Genomic DNA, 18,353 nt, shown 5'->3' on the forward strand with positions numbered 1-18,353 from the left:
ATCGCGCGCGCGCGCTCCCGGTCCCCTCAGGCCACCGACCCGGCCGCCAGCCTCTGGGCCACGAAATCCGCGGCCAGCATGGGGTGGCCGATGTGGTAGCCCTGCACCATGTCGCAATCCATGGCCACGAGCCGCTGCAGCGTCTCTTCGTTTTCCACGCCCTCGGCCACGGCTTCCAGGCCCAGGCGGTGGGCCACTTCGATCATGGCGCGTACCACCTGCTCGGTGCGCGAATCGCTCACCATCGCATCGACGAAGGTGCGATCGATCTTGAGTTCCGTGGCCGGGAAGTGGCGCAGGTACGCGAACGAAGCGTAACCGGTACCGAAATCATCGATGGCGACACGGATACCCCGGTCGCGCAGGCGGCGCAGCACGCGCACGCTCATGTCCAGGTCGGTCAGCAGCGCGGTCTCGGTGATCTCCACGATCACCGAATCGGCCGGGACGCCCCAGATATCGAGCGCGCCAAGCAACTGCTCGGCAAAACCCTGTTCGGCGAACACGCGCGGCGAAAGGTTCACCGCCACATCGAGCGGACGCCCACCCCGGTGTAGCGCAGCGGCATGACGGAGCGATGCGTTAAGGCTCCACCGCGTGAGCGGCACGATCAGGTCGCTGCGCTCGGCGAACGGTACGAAATCGGAGGGCGGCACCTCGCCGTACGTGGCGGTCTTCCACCGCGCCAGCGATTCCACGCTCACCACCTTGCCGCGGCGCAGGTCGTACAGCGGCTGGAACATGACTTCGAGCTTGTTGGCCGCGATATCGTCGCGCAGCTCGCCGTAGAGAATTTCCACCGGGGTGGATTCGGGCTCATAGCAGGCGAACGGCTCGCCGATGCGCACCGCTTCGTCGTGGGCCAGCTCCGCACGGCGGAACAACAGTTCGGCGTCGGTACCGTGCGGCGGGCACAGGGCCACGCCCACCACCACGCGCCCGTGCCAGTTGCGGTCACCATGGATAAGCGGCGTATCGTCAATGGCCCCGACAATGCGCGTGGCGGCCAGCAGTGCGTGGGTACGGTTACGCACCGTGGGCAGCACGATGAGGAAGCTGTCATCGCTGGCCAGGTACACCAGATCGACATGGCGCACCACGCCGACGATACGCTCGCGCGCGGCCAGCATGATCTCATCGCCAAATTCGTAGCCGTGGCGCAATTGCGCTTCGCGCATGCCGCGCAGGCGCACCACCAGCACGGCGCATAGCCCCGGCTCCTGGCGGGCGCGATCGATGCGCGCCTGTACGGCGGGCAGGAGGTGGGCTAACTCGCTCATGCCAGGAAATACTCTGAAGGGTCGATACCGTAACTGCCGGCCGGCAGCGTGCGCTGGATCTCGCGATGGATGCCTTCGGCCTGGCGCATCAGATCGACGATACGAAATTCATCAAGCTCGACCTTGTCCGCACCCACAAGGATCGCCACCCGCGGTTGCAGCCGGCGGGACTGGTTCTGCACCATCACCACGGCCACCTCGCCGGTGTTCAGTTCCACGAGTGAGCCCGTGGGATACACCCCCAGGCAGGCCTGGAACTGCTCGACCAGCTCCCCCTGGTACTCCCGATCGCGCCCCTGGTACAGCTGGCGCAGCGCAAGGTGCTGCGATACCGCCGGCCGGTAGGGGCGCGGCGTACACATGGCATGGTAGGTATCGATAATGGCGGCCATGCGGCCCGCGAGAGGGATGGCGGTACCCGCCAGGCCTTCCGGGTAGCCGGAGCCATCGAACCGCTCGTGATGGGTCAACACCATGTCGCGTACCTCCTGGTCCGTCACGCCCGCGGCATCGAGGATGGCGCCGCCCTCCTCCACGTGATGGCGGGCGAGGTCCCACTCCATATCGTTCAGGGGACCCTCGCGCTCCAGGATCTCGCGGGGCAACTGGGCCTTGCCCACGTCCATCAACAGCGCGCCGGCCGCAAGGCTCACGATCGCATCGCCGTGAAAGCCCATGTGCCGACCGAACGATGCCGCCAGGGTGCTGCAGCCCACGGCATGGCGAAACGTGTAGCTATCGTGGCGGCGCAGGCTTTCGATCCAGAAGAAGGCATCCCCGCTGCGTAGCACGCTGGCCACCATGGGCCTGACGGCGGCATCCAGGGCCTGCGGGTCGATCGACTTGCCGGCATGGATATCGGCCACGAGCTGTTCGGCGAATTTCGATACCGTCTCGAAAGCCTCGCGGGCGCGGGGCATTTCGTCGTCAAACGATGCGGTATCCGTATAGGCGTGCTGGGTGATCAGTCGCGTATTCAGCGGAACCCGGGGCGGGGGTGGCTTTACGGCGGCAGGCTTGACCACGGAGGGCGGCGCGAGCCACGACGATGTGGCCACCTGGCGCTGGGTATCGACGAAGACGTATTTGCAGAATTTGGCGAGGTTATCGATATCCTCGCGCGAGGTGATCGGCACCCCCTGCAAAGGGAACGGTGTATCCGACCACTCGCAATCCAGGCGACTGACGAACATGCCGATCTGCAGATCGGTCACGAACACGCGTCGCTCCACCAGGTCGTACGCCACCTTCCCGTGCCTCCTCTCGCTGGGAATCCCCACGCCGTTCGGTATGTAACGGCCAGGGGGCGGCGTACTGTAGGGGTAGCCGCGTAATAAAACCATGCCGCCCCCGGTCTATTGGCTTATCCCCCATCGGAGAACCGCCATGCGCCGCCCGATCCTGCTCCCGTTTGTGCTTGCCGCCCTCACCGCCTGCTCGGCCGCTGCCGCCCGCGATGAGGGCCTGAAGCTGCCCACGCCGGCCGTTGATGCCGCCCGCGCACCGGGCGAGGCCACCGCGGTATTTGCCGGGGGCTGCTTCTGGGGCGTGGAAGGTGTATTCCAGCACGTCAAGGGCGTGAAAAGTGTGCGCTCGGGCTACACCGGCGGTGATGCGGCCCACGCGAACTACGATGATGTGAGCGACGGCGACACCGGCCATGCCGAATCGGTACGCGTGGTGTACGACCCGGCCCAGGTCACCTACGGCCAGTTATTGCAGGTGTTTTTCTCCGTGGCCATGGACCCCACGACGCTCAACCGCCAGGGACCCGACATGGGCACGCAGTATCGCTCCGCGATTTTTTACGCCACGCCGGAGCAGGAGAAGCTGGCCCGGGCCTATGTGGCCCAGCTGACGACGGCGAAGGCCTTTAGCGCCCCGATCGTGACCCAGGTGGTACCGCTCAAGGGTTTCTGGAACGCCGAGGATGAGCACCAGGATTACATGCACCTGAACCCCGATGCGATGTACATCGCGATCAACGACCGGCCGAAGGTACTGGCGTTGCAGCGGATTTACCCGGAGATGTACACGCCGGCCTGGGCGAACGGGCGCTGACCACGCCTGGGCTGTTGCAACGGCCGCTGGTCACGCATGGCCTGTTGTAGGAGCGGGGGGGGGGGGGGGGGGGGGGGGGGGGGGCCCCCACCCCCCCCCCCCCCCCCCCCCCCCGGGGGGGGGGGGGGGGGGGCCCCCCCCCCCCCCCCACACCCCCCCCCCCCCCCCCCCCCCCCCCCCCCGCTCCTACAGTGGCGGGTTGTGGTGCGTCAGCGCAGCATCGGCAGGTCGAGGCCCTGCTCGTTCGCGCAGGCGATGGCGTCTTCATAGCCAGCGTCCGCGTGGCGCATCACGCCCGTCGCGGGGTCGTTCCAGAGCACGCGGGCGATGCGCTTGTCGGCTTCTTCGCTACCGTCGCACACGATGACCACGCCGCTGTGCTGGCTGTAGCCCATGCCCACGCCACCCCCGTGATGCAGGCTGACCCACGTGGCGCCACCGGCCACGTTGAGCATGGCGTTGAGCAGCGGCCAGTCGCTCACGGCATCGCTGCCATCGCGCATGGCCTCGGTTTCACGGTTGGGGCTGGCGACCGAGCCTGAATCCAGGTGATCGCGGCCGATCACCACCGGCGCCTTCAACTCGCCATTGCGGACCATCTCGTTGAACGCGAGGCCCAGCTTGTGGCGCAGGCCCAGGCCCACCCAGCAGATTCGCGCCGGCAGGCCCTGGAAGCTGATGCGCTCGCGCGCCATATCCAGCCAACGGTGCAGGTGCGGGTCGTCGGCGATCAGCTCCTTCACCTTGGCATCGGTCTTGTAGATGTCTTCCGGATCGCCCGACAGCGCCACCCAGCGGAACGGGCCCACGCCACGGCAGAACAGCGGTCGCACGAACGCCGGGACGAAGCCCGGGAAGGCGAAGGCATCGGTGAGGCCTTCGTCCTTGGCCATCTGGCGAATGTTGTTGCCGTAATCGAAGGTGGGCACACCCTGCGCGTGGAACGCGAGCATGGCCTCGACGTGCTTGCGCATGGACGCTTTCGCCGCCTTCGACGTGCCCGCGGGATCGCTCTTGCGGCGCTCGAACCATTCCTCCACCGTCCAGCCCGCGGGCAGGTAGCCGTTCACCGGGTCGTGGGCGCTGGTCTGGTCGGTCACGGCATCCGGGCGGACTCCGCGGCGCACGAGTTCCGGCAGCACATCGGCCGCGTTGCCCAGCAGGGCGACGGATACCGCGCGGCCCTCGGCCGTATAGCGGGCGATGCGTGCGAGCGCGTCGTCGAGGTCGGCCGCCTGCTCATCGACATAGCGGGTCTTGATGCGGAAATCGATGCGGCTCTGCTGGCACTCGATGGTGAGTGAGCTGGCACCGGCCAGGCTGGCGGCGAGCGGTTGCGCACCACCCATGCCGCCAAGGCCCGCGGTGAGCACCCAGCGGCCGGCCAGGTTGCCGTTGTAGTGCTGGCGGCCCATTTCCACGAAGGTTTCGTACGTGCCCTGCACGATGCCCTGCGAACCGATGTAGATCCACGAGCCCGCGGTCATCTGGCCGTACATCATCAGGCCCTTGCGATCGAGCTCGTTGAAGTGCTCCCAGTTGGCCCACGCCGGCACGAGGTTCGAGTTGGCGATAAGCACGCGGGGTGCATCCGGGTGCGACGGGAACACGCCCACCGGCTTGCCGGACTGGACCAGCAGGGTCTGGTCATCACGCAGCTCGCGCAGGCTGCGCAGGATGGCGTCGAAGCATTCCCAGTTCCGTGCCGCGCGACCGATGCCGCCGTACACCACCAGCTCGGCTGGGTTCTCGGCGACTTCCGGATCCAGGTTGTTCTGCAGCATGCGGAACGGGGCTTCCGTCTGCCAGCTCTTGCAGGTGAGTTCGGCGCCGCGGGGCGCGCGAACGGTACGGGTGGTGTCGATGCGCGTAAAGGCAGACATCGGGGGCTCCATAGGGGGGTGGAAGCGAATTCCCGATTATGGTCTGCCCGGCCACGCGGAGCCATCTGCGTCGCAGCACGTTAGTACGTTTAAGGACGGCTGGTGGCGCTGGCGGGCTGGGTGGCCTGCTTGTCCTGGTACTGGCGGGCCGCGTTGTCCTGGCGGGCGCGGTATTGCTGTTGCTGCGACTGGTCGGCGTTATCCAGCTGGCTGCGGAGTGCCGGGTTGGTGGCGCTGTTGCGCTGCTGGTTCAGGTTGTTCTGGCGCAGCTGCTCCTGCACGGCGTTCTGGTTCTGCCGGTTGATCAGTTGCTGCTGGTTAGCCTGGTTCTGCCATTGCTGGCTGGGGGGTGCCACCGGGGTGTACACCTTGGGCCGCGGCGCGGGTTTCGGCGCCGGTTTCGGCGGGGTCGCGGCCTGGGCGAACGCGGCCAGCGGGAGTACCGCGAGCAGGGACAGCATGAACTTGCGTGATGCGTTGGTCATCTGACTCGTCCATCATGAAAAGATTGCCTTTAGAACCAGAGCCTAAGCCCTCCCCCATGAATGCCACGTTTTCCCGCCTGCCACGCCTCTTCACGGCGCTGTTGCTGGTGGCCCTGGCTGGGTGCGCCACGCGCCCCGCACGCCAGGCCACGCCCCCTGCCCACCCGGTCCTGCTGGTATCGATCGACGCATTCCGCGCCGATTACCTGGACCGCCACCTGACCCCCACCCTGCAGGCGATGGCCGATGACGGCGCACACGCGCCGTACATGCTGCCCTCGTTCCCCTCGCTCACCTTCCCCAACCATTACACGCTGGTGACCGGCCGCGTGCCGGATCGCAACGGCATCGTGAACAACACCATGCGCGATCCGGCGCTGGGCAAGTTCAGCCTAGGCAACCGCGCGGCCACCAGCGATGGCCGTTGGTGGGCGCAGGCCGAGCCCATCTGGGTCACCGCGCAGAAGCAGGGCCTGCATACCGCCACCATGTTCTGGCCCGGTACCGAGGCCGAGATCCACGGCGTGCGCCCCGACCACTGGATTCCCTTCGATGATTCGCTCAGCTCGAAGGCGCGCGTGGACAAGCTGCTGTCGTGGATCGACGAGCCGGGCCCGAAGCCCGCGTTCGAAACCCTGTATTTCGATGCGGTAGATCATGCCGGCCACGAATTCGGCCCGGATTCGCCGGAAGTGAATGCGGCGCTGCGTGAGGTGGATGACGCGCTGGCCTACCTGGTGGCGCAGTTGCGCCAGCGCGGGCTGTATGACGGCATGAACATCGTGGTGGTGTCCGATCACGGCATGGCCGATGTGCCCAAGGGCAACATCGTGTTCTCCGATGAAGAAACCCAGCTCGACGATCTCGATACCGTCTCGTATGGCGTGATGGCCACGTTCGCCGCGCGCGATGGCCATGACGCGACAGCGGCCGTGGCCCAGCTGCTGGGCCCGCATGCGCACATGCATTGCTACCGCAAGGAAGACCTGCCTGCACGCCTGGATTACGGCCACAACCCACGCGTGCCGCCGTACCTGTGCCTGGCCGACGTGGGCTGGTCGATCATTAGCCATGCCGACCTGGCCAAGCGCAAGGACCCGATGTCCCGCGGCGAGCACGGCTACGACAACCAGGACCCGACGATGCGCGCCCTGTTCGTGGCGCATGGCCCGGCCTTTGCCCGCGGCGCCACGGTGCCGCCGTTCCAGAACGTGGATGTGTACCCCTTGCTGGCCCATCTGCTCGGGATCACCCCGTTGCCGAACGATGGACACCTGGAAGATGTGAAGGCCGCGCTGGTTTCGCCCTAGCGGCATCCTTGCGGGGGGATGCCGTAGAATCGGGCCATGCGCCAGATATATACCTCCCCCCGCCAGGACAACGTCGACCGTGTGGTCGCGTTGCTCACCGAGCACGCGATCGAAACCACGGTAACCAACCGGTCGACCTGGAACCGGCCCACGTACCAGCGCTTCAGCTATTCCGAGCGCCATAACGATCGTGATTCGTGGCCGCAGGTGTGGGTCAAGCACGCCGATGACTTCACCAAGGCCCGTGGCCTGCTGAAGGACATCGGCATTGACCCGGTGGTGCGCTTCCAGGAAGAACTGCGCGTGCACCGCACGCCCGACCGCCGCCCACCGCAGCAACGCACCGCGGCCCGCTACCGCCTGATGATCCTCGCCATCGTGGCCGGCGTCATGCTCATGGTGGTACTGAAGGCCACCCAGGTCCTCTGAATGGACGGCGCCGCCGCCCACGTCGCCGCCCACCTCCTTCTGCGCGACCGCACCCGCGACGCCCACGATGCCGCCGAAGCCTCAGCGGGCATGCATGCCCTGATGTCAGGGACGATGGATGAAGCCGGCTACGCGGGGCTACTGGCGGCGCAGCTCGCGCTGTTCCGCGCGTGGGAAAACGAGCGATCGGCGGAGATCACCGCCATCGCCCCAGTGTGGGCGTATGCCTCTCGTATCCCCGCCCTTGAGGCCGATCTCGAGCTGGCTGCCGCTCCTGTAGGAGCGCGCTTGCGCGCGATCCGGGCCGACGAAAACACTCAAGGGCCCGCGGCGCCTGGCGAAACGATGTCGCGCACACGGCGCGCTCCTACAGGGGGTGCGGCGGGAGCGGCCTTTTGGGGTGAGCTTTACGTCATCGAGGGCTCGGCCCTTGGCGGCCAGGTGATCGTGCGCCACCTGCGCCAGCGCTTTTCGGCGCTGGCCCACCAGTACTACGCCCTGGGCGAAAGCGCCCCGGGCCGCTGGCGGCATTTCCAGCGCGCGCTCGACGATGCGCTGCCCGATGCCCCCAGCCAACACCTTGCCCTCGCTGGCGCGCAGCACATGTTCGCGCGCTTTCAACGCACGCTACAGGATGCTGGCCACCATGACTGACCTGCCCGACCTTACCGCCTGCGACCGCGAACCCATTCATATCCCTGGCTCCGTGCAGCCGCACGGGGTGTTAATCGTCACCGATGCCGCCACGCAACGCGTGCTGCAGGTGAGCGAGAATGCTGTGGATCTGCTCGGCGTGGAGCTGGAAGCCCTGCTCGATGCGCCCCTGCACGATGTGCTGACACTGCCCACCCACTTGTTCGACGACGACGAGCGCCCTGCGCACAGCCCGTGGTCCCCGGTGACGTTCCCGCTGGGCCACCGTGGCGGCACGTGGCGCGCTTCGGTGCATGCCTACGACAGCCGCTGGCTTATCGAGATAGAGCCGCGCGAAGCGTACTTCGAAGATGACCCGATACGTGTCGCCTACGACCTCACGCACAAGCTAGAGAACGACGCCACGGTGGAACGCGCATCACAACGCGTGGCGCGTGCCGTACGCAACCTGCTCGGCTATGACCGGGTCATGGTTTACCGCTTTGACCACGACTGGCATGGCGAGGTGGTGGGCGAGGCGCGTGATGAACAGCTCGAAGCGTACCTGGGCCTGCACTATCCCGCGACGGATATCCCCGTGCAGGCGCGCGCGCTCTACTTGCGCAACCGCGTGCGCCAGATCAGCGATTGCAAGTACGTGCCATCGCGCATCCTGCCGGCTTATGACCCGCATACGGGCGAAGCGACGGATCTCTCCGATGTATCGTTGCGCAGCGTGTCCCCCGTGCACCTGGAATACCTGGGCTACATGGGGGTCACCGGCACGCTGGTCGCGTCCATCATTACCAGCGGCCGCCTGTGGGGCCTGATCGCGTGCCATCACTACAGCCCGTTCTTCGCCGACCACCAGATGCGCGAAGTGGCTGATGCCATGGCGCGCGCGTTTGCTTCGCGCGTATCGGCGATCGAGGAACTGGCCAAGATCGAAGTCGAATCGACCTTGCTCACGGTGCGCGAGAAACTCATCACCGCGTTCAACGAGAGCGAACGCATTGATGCGGACCTGCTCGCATCGCTCGCCCCGGAGCTGCTCGAAGTGGTCGATGCCGATGGCATTGCCGTGTTCTCCGGTGACCGGGTGATGCGCCACGGCAACCTGCCCGATGCCGACACGCTGCTGCGTATACGCGACACGATCGGCGCACTGGAAAACCCGCCCTCGCCCGATGGCATCGCCGGCGTCGTGCACACCGATGAGATCACCAGGGCGTTCCCCACGCTCGATGATCCGGCCATGACGGCGCTTGCCGCGGGCGTGATCTTCATGCCGCTGCAGGCGGATGCGCACAATGCCGTGGTGTGGACGCGTGCCGAGCAGGTGCGCAACGTGCGCTGGGCTGGCAACCCCGCCCTGGCCAAGCTGGAAAACATCCCCGGCGCGCGGCTTTCGCCGCGGCAAAGCTTTGCGTCGTGGCAAGAAACCGTGCGTGGCCGCTCGCGGCCGTGGTCGCGCCAGCACCTGGATTCCGCGCGAAGCCTGCGCGTGCTGATCGAGATGATGGAGCGCAAGCATTACCAGCACCAGCTAGAGTCCCTGCGCGCCTCGCTGGATACCTCAGCGGGTAAATGACATACGCGTACGCGGACCCGGCTGCCGAGCTATAACATGGCTCCATGACCGACCGCGTCCGCCTTTTCCAGACCCTGCCGCACGCCTGCGGCTACTTCGCCGAGCGAACGGCGCAGAACCTCGTGGTCGATCCGGGCGCACCCAACCTCGATAAGCTCTATGGCCCGGCGCTGGCCAAGGGCTTCCGCCGGGCCGGCGGCCACCTTTACCTGCCGCAGTGCGCCGCCTGCCAGGCGTGCGTGCCGTGCCGGGTCGATGCCGAACGATTCAAACCCGATCGCAGCCAGCGCCGCTGCATGGCCCGCAACGCCGACCTGACCGTGACCGAAGCCGCGCCGGGTTTCACCCACGAGCGCCACGCCCTTTACGAGCGCTACCTGCACGCCCGCCACAGCGGGGGCGGCATGGACGCGGCCGATGCGGATGATTTTCAGCGCTTCCTGGCTGCGCCGTGGAGCCCCACGCTTTTCCTCGAGTTCCGCAAGGGCGACCAGCTTCTGGGCGTGGCGGTCACCGATATCGCGCTGGCGGGCGTCTCGGCGGTGTACACGTTCTACGACCCGGATGAGATGGACCGCAGCCTCGGCACCTGGGGCATCCTGCAACAGGTGGCGCTGGCACGGCGGCGCGGCATTCCGTACGTGTACCTCGGCTTCTGGATCGCCGGGCACCCCAAGATGGATTACAAGCGCCGCTTCCACCCGCTGGAAGTGCGCCGCCATGGCCGTTGGATCGAAATGCCCTGAGCGGCGACAATCGCAGGCTCCCTGCCCCGTCTGGATGCCCATGGGTCCGCGCCGCATCGTCTGCCTTACCGAAGAACCCACCGAGACCCTGTACCTGCTGGGCGAGCAGGACCGCATCGTCGGTATCAGCGGGTTCACCGTTCGCCCGCCACAGGCGCGCAAGGACAAACCCAAGGTCAGCGCCTTCACCAGCGCCAAGGTCGATCGCATCCTGGCCTTGCAGCCGGATATCGCCATCGGCTTTTCCGATATCCAGGCCGATATCGCCCAGGCCTTGATCAAGGCCGGCGTGGAGGTGTGGATATCCAACCACCGCAGCGTCGAGCAGATCCTCGATTACATCCGCCGGCTGGGTGCGCTGGTGGGCGTTCCGGCCAAAGCCAATAGCTTGGCGGATACGCTTGCCCGGGGCCTGGATGACGTACGCGAGGTATCGGCCAGGCTTCCGCGCCGGCCTACGGTGTATTTCGAAGAATGGGATGAACCGCTGATCTCGGGTATCCGCTGGGTCTCCGAGCTGATCGGCATTGCCGGCGGTAACGAGGCCCTGCCGCACCGCGCGGTACAAGGGCTGGCCCGGGACCGGATCATTGCCGATCCGGCCGAAGTGATCGCCACGGCACCGGACATCATCATCGGTTCGTGGTGCGGCAAGCGCTTCCGCCCCGAGCAGGTGGCCGCCCGGCCCGGCTGGGAGGCTATCCCGGCGGTTCGCGATGGCGAGATCCACGAGGTGAAATCGCCGCTGATCCTGCAGCCAGGCCCGGCCGCACTGACCGATGGCCTGGCCGAACTGGTCAGGATCGTGCACGGATGGGCGGCCCGCCACGCGTAATCGGCATATACCCTCTTCACATTTGTGAAATTGTGATCGCCATCACAGTTATTGCCGGCTTTGTGCATGGCTAGCACCGTATAGTCGCTGCGGGACGCCGGAGGGCGGTCCCCGGCTTCACCACAAGCCGTCCCGGAAGCACACCCATGGGCGACGCGGGAGGTACCGTGGCGGACATCCCGGCGTACTCGACGCGCAGCCTCACTGTGTGGTGTGGTGGCGTGTTTGCGGGCGTGTCCGTGGCCCAGGTGCTATCGGCCGCCCTGTGGAACCACCAGTACGGCACGCACATCGTGTGGTTTCCCGGTGCCGTATTGCTCGGCGCACTGCTCGCCAATGCCGTGCGGCGGTGGGCCGCCCTATCCTGCAGCGCAATGGTGGGCCTGGTCGCGACCGGTGCGGCCTTTGGCCTGCCGCTGCTGGATACCACCCTGGTCATCGTGGCCGCGTTGTTGCTGGTACCGGTCGCCGCCTGGATGTTGCGGCAGATGCCCGATGGGCTCACCCGCCTGGACGATTTTTACCGCCTGGCGGCGCTTGTGCTGGTCGCCGTCGCCGCGCTGCCCACCTGTAGTGCGGCCCTCGTGGAGCATGCCAGCCGCTACACCTCGTTTCGCGGCACGGTGTTGAGCGATTTCTCCAACATCGCGATGGCCCATTCGCTGGGCTACGTGCTTTACCTGCCGGTGTGGATCAGCCTGCGCAACCCCGATGCCGCGGTGCGCCACTCCGGGCCGATATCGGCGTTCTACGTCGTGTTCATGGCCCTTTGCCTGACGTTGCTCGGCGCGCTGTGGTTCACCCTGGGCGGCCGCCAGGGCCTCATACCCGTGATGTGCCTGGCACCCGCGCCGGTGGTGATCTTCGCCATCGTCCGTGCCCAGATGACCGGTAGCTCCATCACGATTTTCATTATCGCGCTGCTGGCGGCACACCTGAGCGTGCATGGGTACGGCCCCTACATCGCCGATAACGCGCCGAACAGCACGCTGGCCGTGCAGTTGTGGAGCCTGCTGGCCGCGTTGTGCGCACTTATTCTCTCGGTCGTGGTGGAGCAGCGCTATTCAAGCCGCCGCGCGCTGGGCCGCGCGCACGCCGACCTGCGCGAACTGGCCGGCCGCCTTATCGCCACGCAGGAACAGGAACGCGCACGCCTTGCGCGCGACCTGCATGACGATATAAACCAGCGCCTTGCCGCATCGTCCATCGGCTTGTCGGCCCTGCGCCGCCAGGTGGACCCGGCGTTGCACGGCGAGGTAAACCACTTGCGCGAGTTGCTCGTGTCACTGTCGGAGGACGTGCGGCAACTCTCGCGCCAGTTGCACCCCAGCGTGCTCGAGCACGCGGGCCTGCGCGATGCACTGGAAGCCCTTTGCCATGCCCCCCACCGTACCAACACGCTGGAAATTGTGCTGATTGCCGATCGCGGCGTGGATCGCCTGTCCAATGACGTGGCGTTGTGCTTCTACCGGGTCACGCAGGAAGCGATCGCCAATGCACTACGCCATGCCTCCGCCACTCGGCTCACCATCAAGGCCTCGGTGGATGTGGAAGGCGCCTCGCTATGGATCTTCGACAATGGCCGCGGGTTCGACCCCGAAGAAGGCGCTCACGCGCGCCCTGGCCTGGGCTTGATCAGCATGAACGAACGCGCCAAGCTTCTTGGTGGCCGGTTTGAATTGCGTAGCGCACCCGGCAAGGGCGTGGACCTCTGGATGCATATACCGCTGGATCCGCCATGACGACAGAAACACTCCCCCGGGTCGTGTATGCCGACGACCACCGCATGGTGGCCGAAGGCATCGAACGCCTGCTTGCCGGCACATGCGAACTGGTGGGGATAAGCCAGGACGGCCCCGGCCTGCTGGACCTGGTGCGGAGCGAAAAGCCCGACCTGATCCTCTCCGACGTGAACATGCCCGGGGGCAGTGGCCTGGATGTGCTGAAAACGCTGCGTGGCGAAGGTGACCGCACGCCTTTCGTTTTCCTCACCATGCACGCGGAGCCTGCGCTCGCCGCGACCGCGATGCGCGCCGGCGCGAATGGCTATGTGCTGAAAGTGTCTGCCGGCGAAGAACTGCTCACGGCGCTACGCCACGTTTTTGCCGGATCCACGTATGTCACGCCGTCGCTCGGCACGCACTACCTGCACGCGGATACGCTGGGGATCCAGGAGCTGACGCCCAAGCAGCTTGAGGTGTTGCGGCTGGTCGGTGGCGGGCTTCGCTCAAAGCAGATCGCAGAACGCCTGGGCCTGTCGGTGCGCACGGTGGAGGCGCACAAATACACGATCATGCAGATCCTGGATGTGCACAGCACGCTGGAGCTCGTGCGCCGCGCGGAAGACCTCGGCTTGCTGTTCTAAGCGGTTCCACGGCACGCGCGTGCCGTAGATGTACTGATGCGGCGGTGGCAGCGCAGCGCGAGGATACAGGTGAGCGTTTACCCCGCCCGCCGCGCTATGGATATCCCTGGCCCACCACCACCCCCGGTGGCCACCACGGCGGGCGGGCTTCTTTTATGCCCGCTCAGTGCCCGGTAACCGTCACCGTGATCTTGCGCTGATGCGCCTCGTGGCGGTGCTCGTAAAGAAACACGCCCTGCCACGTCCCGAGCAATGGCTTGCCGTTGTGCACGGGCACCGATAACGACACCCCCGTAAGCACCGACCGGACATGGGCCGGCATATCGTCCGGGCCCTCGTCCTGGTGGCGGAACAGCGGGTCACCATCGGGCACGAGCCGTGCGAAGAAACGCTCCAGGTCGGCGACCACCGTGGGATCGGCGTTTTCGCCAATCAGCAGCGATGCGCTGGTGTGTTGTACGAACACATTGGCCAGGCCCGTGCTTACGCCACTGGCGCTTATCGCCTCGGCCACGCGGCTGGTCACTTCGCTGAGCGAGCGCCCGCGCGTATGCACCGTAAAGGTGGTCTGGGCAATGTGCTGCACGGGCTGGGCACGGCTCATGGCGACCTCAGGGATAAAGCAGGCGGGTGGTCCAGCTTGTACCGTGGTCGCTGTGCACGATGCGTTCGTGCAGCCGGAACGTGGCGCCGTACCAGAACTCGATGCGGTCGGGCGCTACCACGTAGCCGCCCCAGTGCTCCGGGCGCGGTACATCGCGGCCCGCGAATTCCTTCTCGAAGTGCGCCACGCGGTCTTCAAACGTCTGCCGGTCCGGCAATTCCTGGCTCTGCTTCGAAGCCCATGCACCGATCTGGCTGCCACGCGGGCGGCTGGCGAAGTAGGCATCGGAAATCTCGGCCGAGGTCTTCGTGGCGCGGCCTTCGAAGCGTACCTGGATGCCCTCGCGGATCTGCTTCCAGTGTAAGCACAGGGCGACCTGATCGTGCGCGGCGATCTGGGCGGCCTTGTCGCTTTCGTAGTTGGTGAAGAACTGCAGGCCGTGTGCATCGATAGCCTTGAGCAGCACGATGCGCGAATGCACGCGGCCGGTGCCATCGACCGTGGCGAGGTTCATGGCCGTGGGTTCGCGGTCGCCGCTGGCCTTGGCTTCATCAAGCAGGCCGCGGAAGGTAGTAAGGATTTCTGGGGTCAGCATGAGGGTGGGGTATGCTCGTGCACCATGGAATCGAACGATGCTAGCACGCTGGCCGAGGTGGTCCTCGGGCGTTTCGCCGCAGCCATCGAGCGCGCGCCAGCGCCCTTTATCCTCGGCGTTTCGGGCCTTCAGGGCAGCGGCAAAAGCACCCTGGGCGCCGGGCTGATCGGTGCCGCCTCACGGCGCGGCTGGGGAGCCGTCACGCTCTCCCTGGATGATGCCTACCTGACCCATGCGGAACGACTCGCCCTGGCCGACCAGGTGCACCCGCTGCTGCGCACGCGGGGTGTCCCCGGCACGCATGATCTGATCCTGCTCGCCTCTACCCTGGCCGCCCTGGCCAGCGCTTCGCCCCGGCGCCCTGTCAGCGTGCCGCGCTTCGACAAGGGGCATGACGACCGCTACGACGAGGCGCTCTGGCCCACGGAGGCCGAGGTGCCCCGGCTCATCGTCCTCGAAGGTTGGTGCCTCGGCGTCGAGCCCCAGGGCGACGACGCACTGGTTGAACCGGTGAATACCCTGGAGCGCGAGGAGGACCGGGATGGCACCTGGCGCCACTGGGTCAACGCGCAGCTTGCGGGTTACCTGCCGATCTGGCGCGGCATCGATGCCCTCGTGGTGCTTGCGGCGCCGTCCTGGGAAGTGGTCGAGCGCTGGCGGGGCGAAGCCGAGGAACCCTTGCGCGCCCGGGGCGAACCGCGCGCCATGGATGCACCCGCCCTCGCCCGCTTCCTGCAGCACTACGAGCGGCTAAGCCGCCATGCCCTGGCCACCCTGCCCGCCAAAGCCGACCTGCTCATCGCCCTGGACCCCGACCGCACCCCCCACGTGCCGGACACCCACCGCACGCCTCACATACCGGACATCCACGGCACGCCTCACCTGTAGGAGCGCGCTTGCGCGCGATGGGGATTGCGGCACGGGCTTTCGCGCGCAAGCGCGCTCCTACACCAGCGCGGCGTAGCCCTGGCGGGCATCGGGCCAGGCGCAGCGGAAACCGCTTGCGCGCAAGCGTGCGTTGCTCAGGCGTTTGTTTCCCACCCCCGCGGGGGCTGGCCCTTCGGGTGGGAGCGGGCCACCCACCAGCGTGGCGAGGTGGTCGTAAAGCACGTCGATCGGTAGCGGCGTGTCGTCTACGCCCACATAAACCGGTGCTGGATCCGCCAGCCGCGCCACATGCACCAGCGCGGCCGCCGCATCCTCGACGTGGATGCGGTTGGCATAGATCCCACGCCCGCGCGGGACGCTGGCGTTTCCTTCGCGAAGGCGATCCAGCAACTGCGTGCGCCCTGGCCCGTAGAGCCCGGCCAGCCGAACGGCAACGCCCCCCACGCCCGCCGAGCCCAACCAGCGCTCAACCTCCCGCAGCACGCGGCCATTGAACCCCGGCGGCTCCGGCGGGGTGTCTTCATCCACCCAGTCGCCACCATGCTCGCCGTATACCGCGGTGGATGAGGCGAATACGGTCCGCGTGGGCGCCGTCGGCAGCGCCTCGATCAGGTGGCGGAGACCATCCACGAAGACCGACCGGTATGCCCCTTCATCGCGCGAGGCGGGTGTGGGGGCGTAAATCACCGTCGTTACGGCGGGCAGCCCCGTCAGCGAGCCCGGTTCGGTCAGGTCGCCGCGCAGCCAGGTGACGCCTGCCGGCGCCGCGCCCGGCGGGTGGCGGCGCAGGGCAAATACGGGGTGGCCGAGTGCGACGAAGCGGCCCGCCACGCGCATACCGACGTCACCGGCACCGGCAATGAGCACAGCGGCATGCATGGGTGTCTGGCTTGTTGCTAGCATGGGAGCGATGAATCCTTCGCCCAACCTGTTCCTGGTCGGCCCTACGGGTGCCGGCAAGACCACGATCGGCCAGCGCCTTGCGGCGCATTACGGCCTGCCCTTCGTCGACCTGGATGTGGAGATCGAGAAACGCTACGGCGTCACGATCAACCACATGTTCGAAACGCAAGGCGAGGCTACCTTTCGCGCGCGGGAAACCGCGCATCTGGATGAGTTTAGCCTCCGCCAGGGCATCGTGCTCGCCACCGGCGCTGGCGCGGTCATGGCTGGGGTGAACCGGGAAACGCTGATGACCCGCGGCACCGTGCTGGTGCTGGCCGTGGATGTGGAAGAGCAGCTCGACCGGCTCGAGCACGATACCGTGCGCCCGATGATCGCCGGCGGCGATCGCCGCGGCCGCCTGCAGGCCCTGGCCGGCTCGCGTAACCACGTCTACGAAGAGGTGGCCGACCTGATCTTCCACGGGCGCCACGAAAGCGTCGACGACGCCCTGCCCCGCGCTATCGCGCTACTCGATCGCCACTGGAGGCGCGCCTGATGCAAACCGTCGATGTCGAACTGGCCGGACGTGAGTACCCCGTGTGGATCGGCCCCGGCTTGATCGCCGACAGCGCACGTTGGCGCGCACGCATTCGCGGCCGCCATGTGCTGGTGGTGAGCAACACCACGGTGGCGCCGCACTACCTTGGCGCCCTGGAAAAAGGCCTTGAAGGGCTGAAGTGGTCGGTACACCTGCTCGATGATGGCGAGACACACAAGACCTTCGCCAATGTCGGCAAGGTGCTCGATGCGCTGGCCGCGCTTGGCGCTACCCGCGATGCCTGCGTGGTGGCGCTCGGTGGCGGTGTCGTCGGCGACCTCGCCGGCTTTGCCGCCGCATGCTGGATGCGCGGCATCGATTTCATCCAGGTGCCGACCACGCTGCTGGCGATGGTGGATTCCTCGGTCGGTGGAAAGACCGGCGTGAACCTGCCGGCGGGCAAGAACCTGGTCGGTGCCTTCCACCAGCCCCGTGCCGTGGTGGCGGATATCGACGTGCTGCGAACGCTGCCGCAACGGGAATACCTGGCGGGCGTGGCGGAGATCGTGAAAGGTGCCGCGATCGGCGACGAGCCGTTCTTTGCCTGGCTGGAGGCCAACGCCGATGCGCTCGCCGCACGCGAGCCCGGTGTGCTGGTGGATGCCATCGCGCGCAAGTGCCGCTACAAGGCAGGTGTCGTCGCGCGCGATGAAACCGAGCAGGGCGAGCGCGCCCTGCTCAACCTGGGCCATACGTTTGGCCATGCGCTGGAGACGGCCGGTGGTTACAGCGAGATCCTGCATGGCGAGGGCGTAGCGATCGGCATGGTGCTGGCGGCGCGCCTCTCGGAGCAGCTCGGCATGGCCCCCGCGGCGGATACCGCTCGCCTGCTCTCGCTGCTGCAGCGCCTTGGCTTGCCGACCGAACCGTCGCGTGCACACGAGGCCAGCCGCATCCTCGACCTGATGCGGCTGGACAAGAAGAACACCGCGGGGACGCTGCGACTGATCCTGTGGCGTGGCGTGGGCAAGGCGGAGATCGTGGCGGGTGTGGCCGACGGGGATGTTCTCGGCGTGCTTGCCGCCGGCGCTGCCGGCTGATCGCGCGCAAGCGCGCTCCTGCAAACACGTCTTCGTCCGCAGCTTCGCGGCCTGGTGGAAGAGCGCGATGGCGCGCGATCCGCCGCAGCGCGGCGGCGTGTCGCGGGTAGCTCCCCTTGGGCATC

The 18,353-nt window shown here is 66.9% G+C and carries 19 protein-coding genes; 12 read left to right on the forward strand and 7 right to left on the reverse strand.

The features are described 5' to 3' along the window. Window positions 1–26: 26 nt before the first annotated feature. Window positions 27–1,280 carry a putative bifunctional diguanylate cyclase/phosphodiesterase gene (locus ABIE56_RS05945; RefSeq protein WP_429242901.1) on the reverse strand — a complete coding sequence of 418 codons (1,254 nt, stop codon included), beginning with the start codon at window positions 1,278–1,280 and terminating at the stop codon, window positions 27–29. Continuing rightward, a complete protein-coding gene (locus tag ABIE56_RS05950; RefSeq protein WP_429242902.1) occupies window positions 1,277–2,527 on the reverse strand; it encodes an HD-GYP domain-containing protein in 1,251 nt (416 codons plus the stop codon). The genes ABIE56_RS05945 and ABIE56_RS05950 overlap by 4 nt, the downstream gene beginning before the upstream one ends. A gap of 139 nt (window positions 2,528–2,666) precedes the next feature. Between ABIE56_RS05950 and msrA the strand changes: the two genes are divergently transcribed. After that, window positions 2,667–3,341, forward strand: coding sequence for a peptide-methionine (S)-S-oxide reductase MsrA (msrA, locus tag ABIE56_RS05955; protein ID WP_429242903.1), 675 nt, complete (start codon window positions 2,667–2,669; stop codon window positions 3,339–3,341). Between the two features lie 209 nt (window positions 3,342–3,550). Here msrA and hutU read toward each other — a convergent pair whose 3' ends face one another. Both hutU and ABIE56_RS05965 read right to left on the reverse strand, forming a co-directional pair. Continuing rightward, window positions 3,551–5,224, reverse strand: a complete 1,674-nt coding sequence (gene hutU / locus ABIE56_RS05960) for a urocanate hydratase (protein ID WP_429242904.1) — start codon at window positions 5,222–5,224, stop codon at window positions 3,551–3,553. Between the two features lie 89 nt (window positions 5,225–5,313). Continuing rightward, complete coding sequence (locus ABIE56_RS05965; RefSeq protein ID WP_429242905.1) at window positions 5,314–5,709, reverse strand: hypothetical protein; 396 nt, start codon at window positions 5,707–5,709, stop codon at window positions 5,314–5,316. A 56-nt stretch (window positions 5,710–5,765) separates the two neighbouring features. On the opposite strand from ABIE56_RS05965, the gene ABIE56_RS05970 reads away from it, so the two are divergent. The 8 genes from ABIE56_RS05970 (at window position 5,766) to ABIE56_RS06005 (ending at window position 13,618) form a co-directional block, all read left to right on the forward strand. Beyond that, window positions 5,766–7,019, forward strand: coding sequence for an alkaline phosphatase family protein (locus ABIE56_RS05970; protein WP_429242906.1), 1,254 nt, complete (start codon window positions 5,766–5,768; stop codon window positions 7,017–7,019). Between the two features lie 36 nt (window positions 7,020–7,055). After that, window positions 7,056–7,448 carry a hypothetical protein gene (locus ABIE56_RS05975; protein WP_429242907.1) on the forward strand — a complete coding sequence of 131 codons (393 nt, stop codon included), beginning with the start codon at window positions 7,056–7,058 and terminating at the stop codon, window positions 7,446–7,448. Next, window positions 7,449–8,102, forward strand: coding sequence for a biliverdin-producing heme oxygenase (locus ABIE56_RS05980; protein WP_429242908.1), 654 nt, complete (start codon window positions 7,449–7,451; stop codon window positions 8,100–8,102). Beyond that, window positions 8,095–9,672 (forward strand): GAF domain-containing protein, encoded by a 1,578-nt coding sequence (locus ABIE56_RS05985; RefSeq protein ID WP_429242909.1) that lies wholly within the window; start codon window positions 8,095–8,097, stop codon window positions 9,670–9,672. The genes ABIE56_RS05980 and ABIE56_RS05985 overlap by 8 nt, the downstream gene beginning before the upstream one ends. 44 nt (window positions 9,673–9,716) lie before the next feature. Then, window positions 9,717–10,418, forward strand: a complete 702-nt coding sequence (locus ABIE56_RS05990) for an arginyltransferase (RefSeq protein ID WP_429242910.1) — start codon at window positions 9,717–9,719, stop codon at window positions 10,416–10,418. Window positions 10,419–10,458: 40 nt separating this feature from the next. Beyond that, on the forward strand, window positions 10,459–11,253 hold the full coding sequence (locus tag ABIE56_RS05995; RefSeq protein ID WP_429242911.1) for a cobalamin-binding protein: 795 nt from the start codon (window positions 10,459–10,461) through the stop codon (window positions 11,251–11,253). A 146-nt stretch (window positions 11,254–11,399) separates the two neighbouring features. Beyond that, window positions 11,400–12,995: an ATP-binding protein gene (locus tag ABIE56_RS06000; RefSeq protein ID WP_429242912.1), complete on the forward strand. Its 1,596-nt coding sequence runs from the start codon at window positions 11,400–11,402 to the stop codon at window positions 12,993–12,995. Next, window positions 12,992–13,618 carry a response regulator gene (locus ABIE56_RS06005; RefSeq protein WP_429242913.1) on the forward strand — a complete coding sequence of 209 codons (627 nt, stop codon included), beginning with the start codon at window positions 12,992–12,994 and terminating at the stop codon, window positions 13,616–13,618. Before ABIE56_RS06000 ends, ABIE56_RS06005 begins: the two co-directional genes overlap by 4 nt. Window positions 13,619–13,781: 163 nt before the next feature. Here ABIE56_RS06005 and ABIE56_RS06010 read toward each other — a convergent pair whose 3' ends face one another. Both ABIE56_RS06010 and pdxH read right to left on the reverse strand, forming a co-directional pair. After that, on the reverse strand, window positions 13,782–14,222 hold the full coding sequence (locus tag ABIE56_RS06010) for a secondary thiamine-phosphate synthase enzyme YjbQ (RefSeq protein ID WP_429242914.1): 441 nt from the start codon (window positions 14,220–14,222) through the stop codon (window positions 13,782–13,784). Window positions 14,223–14,229: 7 nt separating this feature from the next. Beyond that, window positions 14,230–14,817, reverse strand: a complete 588-nt coding sequence (pdxH, locus tag ABIE56_RS06015) for a pyridoxamine 5'-phosphate oxidase (protein WP_429242915.1) — start codon at window positions 14,815–14,817, stop codon at window positions 14,230–14,232. A gap of 24 nt (window positions 14,818–14,841) precedes the next feature. On the opposite strand from pdxH, the gene ABIE56_RS06020 reads away from it, so the two are divergent. Then, the gene (locus tag ABIE56_RS06020; protein ID WP_429242916.1) at window positions 14,842–15,705 is read left to right on the forward strand and encodes a kinase; all 864 of its coding nucleotides are present in this window, start codon (window positions 14,842–14,844) and stop codon (window positions 15,703–15,705) included. A gap of 57 nt (window positions 15,706–15,762) precedes the next feature. Here the strand turns inward: ABIE56_RS06020 and ABIE56_RS06025 are convergent, their stop codons facing one another. Continuing rightward, the gene (locus ABIE56_RS06025; protein WP_429242917.1) at window positions 15,763–16,608 is read right to left on the reverse strand and encodes an NAD-dependent epimerase/dehydratase family protein; all 846 of its coding nucleotides are present in this window, start codon (window positions 16,606–16,608) and stop codon (window positions 15,763–15,765) included. Between the two features lie 7 nt (window positions 16,609–16,615). Between ABIE56_RS06025 and ABIE56_RS06030 the strand changes: the two genes are divergently transcribed. Next, window positions 16,616–17,146, forward strand: coding sequence for a shikimate kinase (locus ABIE56_RS06030; RefSeq protein WP_429242918.1), 531 nt, complete (start codon window positions 16,616–16,618; stop codon window positions 17,144–17,146). Further along, entirely contained in the window at window positions 17,146–18,228 is a 1,083-nt protein-coding gene (gene aroB, locus ABIE56_RS06035; RefSeq protein WP_429242919.1) for a 3-dehydroquinate synthase, read from the forward strand. Before ABIE56_RS06030 ends, aroB begins: the two co-directional genes overlap by 1 nt. Window positions 18,229–18,353: the final 125 nt, after the last annotated feature.

The sequence above is a fragment of the Luteibacter sp. 621 genome (assembly GCF_050435445.1).
Taxonomy (GTDB): domain Bacteria; phylum Pseudomonadota; class Gammaproteobacteria; order Xanthomonadales; family Rhodanobacteraceae; genus Luteibacter.